This is a genomic window from Microlunatus endophyticus, assembly GCF_014646195.1.
Lineage (GTDB): Bacteria > Actinomycetota > Actinomycetes > Propionibacteriales > Propionibacteriaceae > Microlunatus > Microlunatus endophyticus.
Map to the genome: position 1 here is coordinate 93027 of NZ_BMMZ01000003.1, position 12860 is coordinate 105886.

The window sequence follows — 12860 nt, forward strand, 5'->3', positions numbered from 1 at the left end:
GATGACGCGGTCCGGTCTGAAGGCCGGCCGGGTCCGCTTGTCCTCGGGTGGGCTCCGTCATCCGATCATGATCCAGCACGGCGGGGCCATCGGCGCGTGCACCTGGATGCACAGCCTCAATCTCAGGCGCTTGCGACGACCACTTCACCCGGTCCGACGTCGGGAACCTCGACAAGATCACCCGATCCGATGGACGCGATCGGGTGGCCGGCCGAAGTGACCGTCAACGGGCCGGCGAGCCCCAACTCCGACTTGTGCAGCACGATCCGCGCCCGGGTGTTGGTGGGCACCATGATCGCCAGGGTGCCCGCGGCGCGATCGAGCTCGACCTCGACCGGGCCGCGGATCGTCGGGACCGTTCCCGACATCGTCGCGAGCGGTCCGGGCCGGGGCTCGACAACGATCCTGGCAGCTCCTGGTGCCTCGGGCCTGACACCGAGGATCCAGCGGGCGACCACGTTGACCGGCGCCGATCCCCAGGCGTGCGAGAAGGTCATGTTGGGCTTCAGCTCCGGGTCCCAGGCCTCCGGTGCGAGCGTCGCCCCGAGATCATCGATGACGTGCAGCCAGCTCGACGGCCCGGTCGCTGTGAGTATTCTGGCCGCCTCGTTGACGAATCCGGCCCGAAACAGCGCGTCGAGGAGGAACTGGACGGCATAAATGCTCACCCGCACGCCACCACCGGCCAGCCAGGCGCCGAGTCCCGGCAGGCGGTCGACGGGTGCGATGCCCAGTGCGACCGGGATCGCGGTTGCATGCTGGGCATGATGGCCCGAGCCCAGCCCGTCCCGGTAGGCGACGTCGTCGAGCAGCCGCGCGGTGATCGCAGCACGCATCCGCGCCGCCAGGTCGCGATAGCGATCGGCGTCCTGCGGCCGGTCGATCACCATGGCGATGTCGGTCAGGGCGGCGTGGGCGGCGCACTGGAACGCGTTGAGCGCCGTGTTGACCTCGGTGAACTCGTAGTCGTCCCGGAAGACCGGGGGCCAGTCGACCAGCTCGGCGTCCCAGCCGGAGGCGATCGGCGGTTTGTGCAGCAGCCCGTCGTCGCCGAGGAAACGGTCGTAGTCCAGCGACTCCCACAGTTCGAAGTCGCTCCGCAGCTGCCGGTCGTCGCCGGTGGTCAGATAGTCCTGCCAGCCGATCAGCACCGGCATCAGGTGGTACTCGGCCGGCCAGGTCGGCCGCCGGGTCAGATACTCGCCGGAATATCTGGCCAGCGCGTAGCTGCGCTCGACGGCGTACTGGGACAGCTGGTTGACATACGCGTCGCCCTCGTAGGGGCCGCGTTCCCGCGCCGGGGTGTCCAGGTACAGGTCCAGCGAGGTGGCCTCGATGGTGCAGCGGCACAGCTCCCAGACCCGGTCCAGATCGGGATCGGACGATCGGAACGAGCCGCCGCCGACGTAGGGCGCGCGCAGCACGACCGGCGACACGGCCTGGCTCAGATCAAGATCGGGATCGCACTCCAGCTCGACATACCGAAAGGCCCGGAATCCCCAGTGCTCAACCGATTGCGGTCCGTCCCGCAGTGTCCAGGTGTCGGAGTACACGTTGCCGGTTCGCAACCGGAAGCGTACGCGTCCGTGCTCGAGCTCCTCACCGAGCCGGATGATCACCCGGTCGCCGGCACGGCCGGACACGTCGAGCCGGATCCCGCCGACGAGCTCCCGTCCGAGATCGACGAACCAGCGGCCCGGCGCCTGCCGCTCGGCCCGTACGGGTGCGTGGACCTGCTGCTCGATCGAGGTGATCGCGGGCGCCGGAGCGGGCAGCGTTGCCGCGGCGACGGCAGGCGTCCAGTCATGATCATCGAAACCCGGCTGCGTCCAGCCGACCGGTTCGTGCCGCAGGTCCCAATCCTCCTGCGGTGCGCGATACCAGCCGCCGCCGATGTCCTCGGACCCTGGCAGCAATCGCGACCCGCCGAGCGTCCTCCAGACGACCGTCGTCGGCACCTCGATCCGGTCGCCGTCGGCGAACACCACGACCAGCCGGGCGACGAACTGACGGCCGTGCTCGGCCCAGCACAGCGCGGCCAGCGCGTTGCGTCCGGGCCGGACGATCCTGGTCACGTCATGGGTCTGGTAGCGCGCCCGGTCGTCGCTGGCACGAACACTGCCCCGTCCCACCACCGAGCCGTTGGCCCAGAGCTTGTAGACGTACTGCCGCCCGCCCTCGATGCCGCGCTCGGTCGGACCGCCTTCCGGCGACAGGCCGGCCGCCTCGACGTAGGCGGCAAGGACGGTCCGGTCGGGAAGATCGAATTCGGTCCGCAGCAGGACCCAGGGGCTGTCGGTCTCCGGTCCCCAGATCGGCTCACCGCCCCAGTCGGAGATCCTGGTCACGAAGCGCGCCGGCTCCGACCAGTCGCCGGGCTCGGACGTCTCCACCGCCACCCGCCACCAGTACGGCGTGGATGGACGCAGCTGGGGCCCGCGGTAACCGACGGCGACCGATGCCGGTGAATCGACGGGCCCGCTGTCCCAGACCGGCCGGTCGAACGACGTGGGTGACCCGGCGACCTGGATCCGGTACATCCGCTGCATGCCGTCTCCGACGGCCGGGACGATCCAGGACAGTCTCGGCGCAACCGTGTCGACGCCGACCGGTTCGTGCTGCAGGTCGGCCATCAGGCCGTACGGCCGAGCGGGCTCGTCCCCGGAACTGATCATCGGGGATCCTCGGCAGTCCGCTCGTCGGTGTGGACCAGCCCGACTGCCGTCGCCCGGAGCAACAGGTTCAGGCGCGGGCCGAAGTCGAGGGCGACGTGACCCCACTCCGGCACTTCCGCGTAGAGCCGGGCCAACGTCGGGGTCGGGTGAGAGACCTGCCAGAAGCCGGCCGCGAACGCACCGGCCGCCGCCGCCAGTGCCTGCAATTCTTCGACAGTCATCGTGCTGGCACGGTCCAGTGCCTCGATCAGGTCATCGTGGGCGCGGAACGAATTGGTCTTGTACCGTCGCGCTCGTTCCAGATCGACATCGCCCTCGAGGCTCATGGCCACATGGGAGAGCAGATCGCAGAAGACCGGCAGCGCAGCGATCGTCTCAGCCATCACGGCGGCGACCTCGCCCGGCCGGAGACCGCTCCGGCCCGCCACCGAGGCGGTGACCGCGTCACGCCATCGCTGCCAGCCGCGCTCGGCCAGCTCGAGGAAGAGTTCCTCCCTGCTCGCGTAATAGCGCCGTACGCCGGTCCGGTGCAGTCCGGCCCGCTCCGTCACCGCGGCGACAGTCACGAAACGGACCCCGCCCAGTTCGACCGCCAAAGACTCCGCGGCATCGAGGAGATCCTCCGAGCGCTGTGCCTTGTCCTCGACAGATCGGGCCCGGTCGCGCATCGGCCCAATGTAACGCATCACAGTGTGCGCTATCCGTACGACAGTGCTACTGTGTGTCATAACGCATCATGAGGTGCGTTAAATGTCCCGCGTCGCACCCCCGGAAAGAAGCTCCCATGCAGGCCGTCCAAGCCACCCGGTTCGGCGATCCCGACGTGCTCGTCGTCGCCGAACTTCCCGATCCCGCACCGGGTCCCGGCCAGATCGCGATCGATGTCAGCCATGCTGCCGTCGGACTGATCGACCTCTTCTTCCGCCAGGGCGCCTATCGCGACCGTCCCGGGATGCCGCAGCCGCCGTTCGTGCCGGGACTCGAGGTCGCGGGCACGGTCCGGGCCATCGGCGAGGGGGCGACCCGGTTCCGGGTCGGCGAACCCGTCGTCTCGACGTCTTCCGGCGGCGGCATCGGCGGGTACGCCGAGGTGTACCTGGCGGCCGAGTCGCTGGTCGCCTCGCTGGACGCGTACGACCTCGATCCGGCGCTTTCGGTCTCCGTGGTGCCGAACGCCGCGATGGCCCATGTCGCCCTGACCCGGATCGCCCGGCTGGCCGACGGCGAGAGCGTCCTGGTCCATGGTGCGCTCGGCGGATTCTCGGCCGCCTTCCCCGGCATCGCGCGGCAGCTCGGCGCCGCCCGGGTGGTCGGAACCGTCCGGACCGGCAAGCTGGCCGCGGCCCGGCGCACTCGGTTGCCGTACGACGCGATCGTCGACTCCGCGGACCTACCGGGTGCTTTCCGCGACGAGCGGTTCGATGTCGTCGTCGATCCGGTCGGCGGACCGGTCCGCACCGCCAGCCTCGGTCTGCTGCGACCGGGTGGCCGATTGATCGCCGCGGGCAATGCGAGCGGCGACTGGGCCCATCAGATCCCGACCAACGATCTGTGGTTCGGCAGCCTCACCGTCGCCGGCTTCAACGCCGGGGTCTATCTGCCGACCCACCCGGAGGTCGTCCGACCGGCTCTCGACGCCGCGCTCGAGGCGGCGGCCGCCGGATTGGCTGACATCGAGATCGAGACGCTGCCGTTCTCCGAGGCGGCTATCGCGCACGAGCGGATGCAGAGTCGGACGCTCGACGGCCGGATCGTGCTCACGCCCGACCGGCGAGCATGATCACCGGGCATGATCAGCGGTCGTGATCACTACGGCCGCAGGGGCGCCAGCGGCAGGTTGTGGATGGCACGGCTGAGCGCCTCGACCGGTTCCCGCGGAGCGCGCGGATTGTCCACCAGCGCCATCTCGACATCGGGCAGCACCGGCAGGTCGTACCGGCCGCTGACCACCCGCAGATCACCCGGCACCCGGCTCTGGGCCAGCACGCACAGTCCGAGCCCCGCCCGGGTGGCCGCCAGCACCGCGTTGATCTCACGGGTGTTGCAGGTGATCCGCCAGGTCCGGCCGACACCCTCCAGGGCACTGATCGCGGCGCTGCGGCTGTAGCTGGGCGCGTAGTAGGTGATCAACGGCACCGGCTGGTCCGGATCGATCTCCATCTTGTCCAGACCGACCCACACCAGCCGATCCCGCCGCACCAGCCGGCCGCGATCGGTGTCCGGCTCCTGGTTGATGAAGATCAGATCCAGGTGGTTGGCCAGCAGCCGGCGCTGCAGAACGCCGGACTGGGTCACCGTGAGCTCGAGGTTGATCTTGGGATAGAGCTGGCGGAAGTCGCGCAGGATGTGCGGCAACTCGCTCAGCGCCAGTTCGTCGGCGGCACCGAATCGCAGCCGGCCGGACATCGCCGAGCCGCGGAAATAGGCGATCGCCTCGTCGTTGGCGGCCAGGATCGTCCGGGCGAAGCCGGCCATCGCCTCGCCGTTGTCGGTCAGCCGTACGGTCCGGGTGTCCCGGGAGACCAGCTGGCGGCCGGCTGCTTGCTCGAGCCGGCGGACGTGCTGGGACACGGTCGGCTGGCTGAGCCCGAGCTGCTCGGCGGCCCGGGTGAAGCTCAGCCCCTCGACCACGGCAAGATAGGTGCGCAGCAACACCGGATCGAAGGTCTGTTCGTCCGCCACTGTCGCCCCCTCGCCGGGCTCCGTACAGAGCCATTACGACACCCAATGATAGATATAGTCTCAATGATGCGGGGCAATAATCAGTGACCGTTTAGTGTTGTCGTCAGAGCCTCACGGTTCGGACCTTCGCGGATCTATCCGATCCCACCCCATCGATCGCCGGTTCCAGACCTTCCGGTGTCGTCGATGTGACCTGCCCACCGCCTGCTGAGCAGGCTGGATCACGGGCTGCGACCGTCTGACCGCACGTCGCCATGACCGAGGCCGAGTGAGAAGTGCTTAAGTGCAGCCAGTGGTATTTGATCAGAGTTTGGTGATTGCTTCGTGTCCGCGGTGCCCGCAGAACGCCGTGTACCTGTCCGTCTATCCGATGATCCCGTAGCGGACCAGATCGGAAACCCCGTCGGGAAGCTGGCGGTTGCCGAGCCCGGCGCCGCGCCGGAGGCTTCCCGGTGGCCGAAGAGCTTCGTGGCTCTTCAGGTCCTGAACTACCGGATCTACTTCGGCAGCCAGATCGTGGCCACGACCGGGCTGTGGATGCAGCGCATCGCCCAGGACTGGATGATCAGCCAGCTGACCGGCAGCGCGGCGGCCGTCGGGATCACCGTCGCCTGCCAGTTCCTGCCGGTACTGTTCTTCGGGATGTTCGGCGGGCTGGTCGCCGACCGGCTGCCCAAGCGGCGGGTGCTGATGGTCACCCAGTCGGTCGCAGCGTCCATGGCCGCCCTGCTCGGCGTGCTGGCGATCACCGGCGTCGTCCAGGCCTGGCATGTCTTCGCCATCGCGGTGATGCTCGGCTTCGTCACCGTGGTGGACAATCCGACCCGGCAGGCCTTCGTCTCCGACCTGGTCGGGCGCGACTACATCCGCAACGCGGTCAGCCTGAATTCCTCGGTCTTCCAGCTCGGCGGCCTGATCGGGCCCGCCATCTCCGGCATCCTGATCCATGCCATCGGCCAGGGACCGTCGTTCCTGATCAACAGCGGCGCGTGCCTGCTGGTCGTGACCCTGCTAGGCATCATGAAGGTGCCGTCGGCAGTCGCGGCGAAGCCGGCCCAATCGGTCTCCATCGCCCGCCAGTTGAGCGAGGGCCTCGGCTACATCCGCCGTACGCCTGAGGTGCTGTGGACCATCGTGCTGGTCACCGCGCTGGCCCTGTTCGGCACCAACATGCCGGTCCTGTTGACCGCCTTCGCCACCAACGTCTTCCCCGGCGGGGTCGGCGGCTACAGCCTCTTCAACACCCTGGTCGCCGTCGGTTCTCTGGCCGGTGCGCTGTATTCGGCACGTCGTACGGACAGCCCCCGGCTGCGCTTCCTGGTCAGCGCGCTCGGTGGCCTGGGCATCGGCCTGATCCTGGCCTCCCGGTTCGGCTGGGAGCCGCTGTTCTGCCTGACCCTGGTCGGCATCGGCATGATGAGCCTGCTCTTCATGACCAGCGCCAATTCGCTGGTCCAGATGACCGCTCCCCATGCGGTCCGCGGCCGGGTGATGAGCGTCTATCTGCTGATGCTGCTCGGCTGCCAGGCGATCGGCGGCCCGATCGTCGGTGTCGTGATCGACCGGATCGGGGTCCAGAGCACGATGCTGCTCTGCGGCAGCATTGTCGGCCTGGCCGCGGTCGGCGCCGGCTTGGCCATGGCCCGGCAGTCCAAGCTGACCGTCAGCGTCAGCCGCAGCCGGATGCCGCTGCAGATCGTGCATCGCTGAGCCTGGAGCTCCCGGGTCCGCTCAGCCCGACCGACCAGCCTGGCTGAGCGGGCCCATCTGCGCTTCGGAGTAGCCTGACCCGGGTATCGGGAGCAGACCACCGTCGATCCGGATCGAGGTCGATCATGATCACCAAGCCGAAGAAACTCCTGGCCGGTTCCGTTGCGGCTGTCACGGCAGCTGCGCTGCTGACCGGCGTCGGGCCGGCCGGCCTGCCGGCGGCGCAGGCCGCGACCGGATCCGTCAAGGTCCTGCGCACCCTGGTCAAAGGTCAGAACGTGCCCTGGGGCTTGGCCAAACTCTCCGACAACAAGATCGTCTACACCGAGCGCGACACCCACCTGATCCGCTGGGTGAATGTCCGGACCGGGACCTTCCACACCATCGGCAAGATCAAACCCGCACGGTCCGATCCGTCGGCCGGTGGCGAGGGCGGCCTGCTGGGCATCGCGGTGGATCCGCAGTTCAGCAAGACCCACGTGCTCTACGTGTATTACTCGACCGCCAAGGACAATCGGGTGGCCAGGGTGCATTACTACCCGAACCGCGCTCCGTACCACCAGCTGGGCAGACCGCACGTGATCAAGGCAGGTATCCCGCACGGGCTGCACCACAACGGCGGCCAACTCAGATTCAGCCCGGGCGGCATGTTGTACGTCACCACCGGTGACGCCGAGAACACCTCGCTGCCGCAGAAGAAGACGTCGCTCGGCGGCAAGATCCTGCGTATCACCCGCTACGGCAAGCCTGCACCGAACAATCCGTTCAAGGGATCGTCGGTGTGGAGCTACGGGCACCGCAATGTCCAGGGCCTCTCCTGGGACCCGTCCGGACGGTTGTGGGCCTCCGAATTCGGCGATCGGAAGGCCGACGAACTGAACCTGATCAAGAAGGGCCACAACTACGGCTGGCCGGCTACCCAGGGCAAGACCAGCCACAAGGGCTACACCAGCCCGGTCGCCCAGTGGGGCACCGAGGTCGACAGCCCGAGCGGGATCGCCTACACCAACAACACGATCTGGATGGCCGCGCTGAAGGGCGAGCGACTCTGGCGGATCCCCATGCACGGCGCGAAAGCCGGCACGCCCAAGGCGTTCCTGGTCGGCAAGTACGGCCGGATCCGCGGCGTACTGCGACTCAGCCCCGGCAAGCTGCTGATCACCACCAGCAACACCGACGGCCGGGCCACCCCGGGCCGCTCCGACGACCGGATCATCGAGGTGTCCGTACGCTGACGGTATGAAGAGGCTGGAGGCATGAAAAGGCTGGGCATGAAAAGGCTGGGCATGAACAGGCTGGCGGCATGAAGCGGGCGCGTACAGCCGTGTTGTCCACAGCGACGGCGATCGCGCTGGCGCTGGCCGGCTGCTCCGGTGCTGGACCCGCCGGCACGCCGTCGGCCACCGGTTCCCCGACCACCAAGACCCCGTCGGCAACTACACCGTCGTCGACTACACCGTCGCCGACTACACCGTCGACTACACCGTCGCCGACCGGCCCCTCGAAGTCGCCCTCCCCGACCCCATCACCCACGAAGGCCTCCGCCAGTCCGACCGCAGCCCCGGTGCACGGGTCCGTACGGGTGGTGCGTACGGTCGCGGAGGGACTCAACGTCCCCTGGGGCCTGGCGCTGCTGCCGGGCAACGAGCTGCTGGTCACCTCCCGCGACACCCGCACGATCACCCGGGTCAATCTGAAGACCGGCCACAAGACGCCGGTCGGCGAGATCAGCCAGGCCCGATCCAACGGCGACCAGGGCGGCGAGGCCGGGCTGCTCGGTCTCGTCCTGTCCCCCGATTTCGCCCACGACCACCGGCTGTACGTCTACTACTCCACCGACAACGACAACCGGATCGCCCGGCTGACCTACGACCCGACGGCGAAGCCCGGCCATCAGCTGCACGGGCTGCACGTGATCGTCACAGGCATCCCGCACGGACTGCACCACAACGGCGGACGGCTGGCGTTCGGCCCGGACGGAATGTTGTACGCGACCACCGGCGAGTCCGGAGTGCCAGAACTGTCCCAGGACAAGTCGTCGCTGGGCGGCAAGATCCTGCGGATGACCCCATCGGGAGCACCGGCCCCGGGCAACCCGGACCCGGATTCGCTGGTCTGGACCTACGGGCACCGCAACGTCCAGGGGCTGGCCTGGGACCCGGCGGGCCGGCTGTGGGCCTCCGAATTCGGTGACCGGGACGTCGACGAACTCAACCTGATCAAGAAGGGCCACAATTACGGCTGGCCGGCCACCCAAGGGAAGACTGACATCGCGAAATACACCTCGCCAGTGGCCCAGTGGGGCACCGAGGAAGATTCGCCGAGCGGGATCGCCTATGCCGGCGGGTCGATCTGGATGGCCGCGCTGAAGGGCGAGCGGTTGTGGCGGATCCCCTTGGACGGCGCCCACACCGCAGGTCCGCCCGAAGACTTCCTGAAGGACCGCTTCGGCCGGCTGCGGAGCGTGATCGCCCTGGACGATCACACGCTGTTGATCACCACCAGCAATACAGACGGCCGGACCACCCCGGAGTCGGGCGACGACCGGATCATCGAGCTCTCGGTGACCTGACGGTTGCCGGCGGGCCACCGCCCTGCTGATGCTGGGCCGGCCAGCAAATAGACTGTCCGGCATGGCTACCTGGGAGGACGGGCCGGAATACGCCCCGCTGGAACCGCCGGCGGAGTTCCGCGAGGCGGACGCTCCTCCGCTGTCCCAGGCCGACCCACCGCCCGAGCCGCCCACCGCGCCGGCTGAGCAGCCGTATTTCGGCGAGCCGCAGCAGCAGACGGCGCCGTTGGCCACGCTGGTGCCGTCGATCGGCGGCGAGCAGCGGGATCCGCATCAACCCTTCGAAGTGGATTCCGACGCCATGACCCAGTCGGGTGGCGGTGGCGGCGCCTGGGGCGCGGCCCACTGGCGGCCACCGACCGGCCCACCGGCCGGCACTGCTGCACCGGCGCCCTGGGGGCCGCCCAGCAGCGTCCCGACGGCACTGCCCACCGATCCGATGACACTGCACTCGGCGCCGCCCTCGGCTCCGAACGGGTTGCCGGCACCCGGCACGCCTGGCTGGTTCGGGCCCGGGCCGGCAGCGCCCGCACCGCGGCAGCCGCCGCCGACCTTGTTCCGAGCGACGCCGCCGGGCGCGATCATCGTGCTGGCGATCTCGATCTTCTGGATCGTCGCACCGTTCGCCTTCGCAGTCGGCTTCGTCCTATCCGCTCGGGCCCGCTACGCCCGGCGCCGCATCCTGACGGCATTCACCGTCGTCTCCGTCGTGGTGTTGCTGATCGCGACCATTACGACGATCAGCAACTTCGGCACCTTCGGCGACTGGTATCGGCTGCTGTCGACCTGGACGCTGCTCGGCTCGCTGCTGATGATCGTGCTGATCCTGGTCCTGGTGAACACCGAGCTCAAGAATCTCGGCGGCGGACCCGGTCCCGGGAATCCCGGCGGCTATCCCCAGCTCCCGCGCGACTACCAACCCCGTCATGATCAACCGGCGCCCGGGCAGCCCCGCCATGATCAACAGCAGTGGCCGCCGTCCGGACGATGACTTCGCAGTGACGCCGGCGCGTACGCTGACCGAGGCACTGCGAGCTCTCGATCAAGATCAACTGACCGAACTGTTCCGGCTCCGGCCCGATCTCGGCTATCCGCTTCCCCGCCACATCGGCGAACTCGTCAGCCAAGCGACCACGTCGGTCTCGATCGGCCGGGCGATCGAGGCACTGAATGCCTGGCAGCTGGCGATCGCCGGGGGGCTGGCCGTCCTCGCCGACGGCGCGACGATCGACGATCTTCGCGGACTCGTCGGCAGGCCGCGGCCGGCGATCAGCGGCGCCATCGAGGACCTGCGCCGCCGGGCACTGCTCTGGGGTACCGATGCTGATCTTCATCTGGTCCGTGCCGCCCGTGATCATTTCGGAAGCTATCCGGCCGGGCTGGCACCGCCCTCCCCCCACCCCCTGACCGACCGGCAGATCGACACCGCGCTGGCGGCGGCCGGCGATCAGGTCCGGCCGGTGCTCGACAGGTTGCTCTGGGGCCCGCCGACCGGAACCGTCCGCAACGCCGACCGGACGATCCGGGTCGCCGATGCCCGCACCCCGGTCGAGTTGCTGCTCGCGCACCGATTGCTCCGGCCCCTGGACCGCGACACCGTGATCATGCCCCAGGAGGTGGCGCTGCGGCTGCGGTCCGCGACATCGGACTACTTGCTCGGCCCCGAGCCGGTGTCGCCGGCCGCGCCGATGATCACCGGGCGGGCAGCGAGCCGGACGGTCATCCGATCGGCATCAGCCGGCGCGGCCAACGAGATCGTCCACGACGCCGAGTTGATCATCTCCGACCTCGACGCCCACCCGCGGCGACTCCTGCGGGACTCGGGGATCTCGACCCGCGACGTCCAGGCGATCAGCAGGGCGTTGGACGGCCGGGTCGACTACACCGGATTCCTGCTGGAGGCCGCCTCCGCGGCCGGACTGATCGGCAGCCCCGACCGGATCACGGTGCTGCCGACCACCGAATTCGACCGCTGGGTGACCCTGCCGGGCCCGGACCGCTGGCTACGACTGGCAACGGCCTGGCGGGATGCCGACCGCTACTTCTCCTCGACCGTCGAGTCGCACCCGCTCAGCGCCGAGGCGGTTGCGCCCCGCGCACCCGACAACCGGCGACTGATCATGAACGCCGCGGCCTCCGCCGGCGTCGGAACCGTGATCAACGTCGACGATCTTGCCGAGGTCACGGCCTGGCACCGGCCATCGGCGGGCCGGCACGCCCAGCAGCTCGCGGTGGTGATCGGCTGGACCTGGCAGGAAGCGACCTGGCTCGGGCTGACCGCGCTGGGTGCGGTCACCGATCTGCTGCCCGCGGTGCTCGACGATCGTCCGGTCCCCGACGACCTCGCCGGGCTGTTCCCCGAGCCGCTGGACCGAGTGATCATCCAGTCCGACCTGACCGCGATCGCCCAGGGCCCACTGGAGGCGGCCGTGGCCAGCACCTTGCGGCTCCTGGCCGACCAGGAGTCCCGGGGCGGCGGTGCGGTCTATCGATTCAGCCCCGGCTCGGTGCGCCGCGGATTCGACTCGGGTTGGGCCGCCGCCGAGATCAGCGACTGGCTGATCCGGCACTCGGCGACCGGGATCCCGCAACCCCTGCGTTATCTGATCGACGACGTCGCCCGGCAGCACGGCACTGTCCGGGTCGGCGGCGCGGCGAGTTACCTGCGGATCGAGGACCCCGCCCAGCAGGCCGCCATCCTGGCCCATCCCGAGGCGGCGCGGCTCCAGCTGCGCTCGATCGCCCCAGGCGTCCTGGTGTCGGGTGCCGATCCCGAGGAGGTGGTCCAGGCACTCCGCGGACTGGGCCTCAAACCTGCGGCCGAGGACGATCAGGGCCGACTGCTGACCACCCGCCCGCCGCGCCGGGCCGGCAGCCGCCGCCCGGATCCACCCGAGCGTCGACAGGCCGCGGCCGAGGAGATCGCCGCTGCGGTACTGGCGGCCGACCGCCGGCTGCCGCGCCCGCCGGCCGGCGCCGGGGCGTCGGTCGACGACGGCCTGGAGTCTCTGCGTCGGGCAGCCGAGCGGGCCGAGGTCGTACGCCTCGGACTGGTCGACGGCAACGGCCGTCCGTCGACCCGCGAGCTGCGCGTCCAGCGGGTCGGTGACGGCGCCGTGCACGGCGTGGATCCCGGCACCGGTGAGACGGTCTCGGTGCCGATCGCACGAATCTCCGGTGTTCTCCTCGGCGACCCGCCGAATTAACCGCCTGCGCGATCC

9 protein-coding genes are annotated in these 12860 nt (G+C 69.4%); 6 read left to right on the top strand and 3 right to left on the bottom strand.

Annotated features, from left to right (window positions below):
- Positions 1 to 122 precede the first annotated feature (122 nt).
- Positions 123 to 2675 carry a family 78 glycoside hydrolase catalytic domain gene (locus tag IEY07_RS07315; RefSeq protein ID WP_188894547.1) on the bottom strand — a complete coding sequence of 851 codons (2553 nt, stop codon included), beginning with the start codon at positions 2673 to 2675 and terminating at the stop codon, positions 123 to 125.
- A complete protein-coding gene (locus tag IEY07_RS07320) occupies positions 2672 to 3343 on the bottom strand; it encodes a TetR/AcrR family transcriptional regulator (RefSeq protein ID WP_188894548.1) in 672 nt (223 codons plus the stop codon). The genes IEY07_RS07315 and IEY07_RS07320 overlap by 4 nt, the downstream gene beginning before the upstream one ends.
- 116 nt (positions 3344 to 3459) lie before the next feature.
- On the opposite strand from IEY07_RS07320, the gene IEY07_RS07325 reads away from it, so the two are divergent.
- The gene (locus tag IEY07_RS07325; protein ID WP_188894549.1) at positions 3460 to 4455 is read left to right on the top strand and encodes a quinone oxidoreductase family protein; all 996 of its coding nucleotides are present in this window, start codon (positions 3460 to 3462) and stop codon (positions 4453 to 4455) included.
- 29 nt (positions 4456 to 4484) lie between these two features.
- Here IEY07_RS07325 and IEY07_RS07330 read toward each other — a convergent pair whose 3' ends face one another.
- Positions 4485 to 5357, bottom strand: a complete 873-nt coding sequence (locus IEY07_RS07330; protein WP_188894550.1) for a LysR substrate-binding domain-containing protein — start codon at positions 5355 to 5357, stop codon at positions 4485 to 4487.
- A gap of 468 nt (positions 5358 to 5825) precedes the next feature.
- Here IEY07_RS07330 and IEY07_RS07335 point away from each other — a divergent pair, with 468 nt between their 5' ends.
- From IEY07_RS07335 to IEY07_RS07355, 5 genes are all read left to right on the top strand, one after another.
- Complete coding sequence (locus IEY07_RS07335) at positions 5826 to 7067, top strand: MFS transporter (RefSeq protein WP_229669818.1); 1242 nt, start codon at positions 5826 to 5828, stop codon at positions 7065 to 7067.
- A gap of 125 nt (positions 7068 to 7192) precedes the next feature.
- Entirely contained in the window at positions 7193 to 8302 is a 1110-nt protein-coding gene (locus tag IEY07_RS07340; RefSeq protein ID WP_188894551.1) for a PQQ-dependent sugar dehydrogenase, read from the top strand.
- A gap of 68 nt (positions 8303 to 8370) precedes the next feature.
- Complete coding sequence (locus IEY07_RS07345; protein ID WP_188894552.1) at positions 8371 to 9639, top strand: PQQ-dependent sugar dehydrogenase; 1269 nt, start codon at positions 8371 to 8373, stop codon at positions 9637 to 9639.
- Positions 9640 to 9700: 61 nt separating this feature from the next.
- Entirely contained in the window at positions 9701 to 10630 is a 930-nt protein-coding gene (locus IEY07_RS07350; protein ID WP_188894553.1) for a hypothetical protein, read from the top strand.
- On the top strand, positions 10566 to 12845 hold the full coding sequence (locus IEY07_RS07355) for a helicase-associated domain-containing protein (RefSeq protein WP_188894554.1): 2280 nt from the start codon (positions 10566 to 10568) through the stop codon (positions 12843 to 12845). Before IEY07_RS07350 ends, IEY07_RS07355 begins: the two co-directional genes overlap by 65 nt.
- The last annotated feature ends 15 nt before the right edge of the window (positions 12846 to 12860 follow it).

Bases quoted from the DNA above. Each gene is read 5' to 3' on its own strand.
- IEY07_RS07315 (WP_188894547.1), bottom strand. From the start codon at position 2,675: ATGATCAGTTCCGGGGACGAGCCCGCTCGGCCGTACGGCCTGATGGCC.
- IEY07_RS07320 (WP_188894548.1), bottom strand. From the start codon at position 3,343: ATGCGCGACCGGGCCCGATCTGTCGAGGACAAGGCACAGCGCTCGGAG.
- IEY07_RS07325 (WP_188894549.1), top strand. From the start codon at position 3,460: ATGCAGGCCGTCCAAGCCACCCGGTTCGGCGATCCCGACGTGCTCGTC.
- IEY07_RS07340 (WP_188894551.1), top strand. From the start codon at position 7,193: ATGATCACCAAGCCGAAGAAACTCCTGGCCGGTTCCGTTGCGGCTGTC.
- IEY07_RS07345 (WP_188894552.1), top strand. From the start codon at position 8,371: ATGAAGCGGGCGCGTACAGCCGTGTTGTCCACAGCGACGGCGATCGCG.
- IEY07_RS07350 (WP_188894553.1), top strand. From the start codon at position 9,701: ATGGCTACCTGGGAGGACGGGCCGGAATACGCCCCGCTGGAACCGCCG.
- IEY07_RS07355 (WP_188894554.1), top strand. From the start codon at position 10,566: ATGATCAACCGGCGCCCGGGCAGCCCCGCCATGATCAACAGCAGTGGC.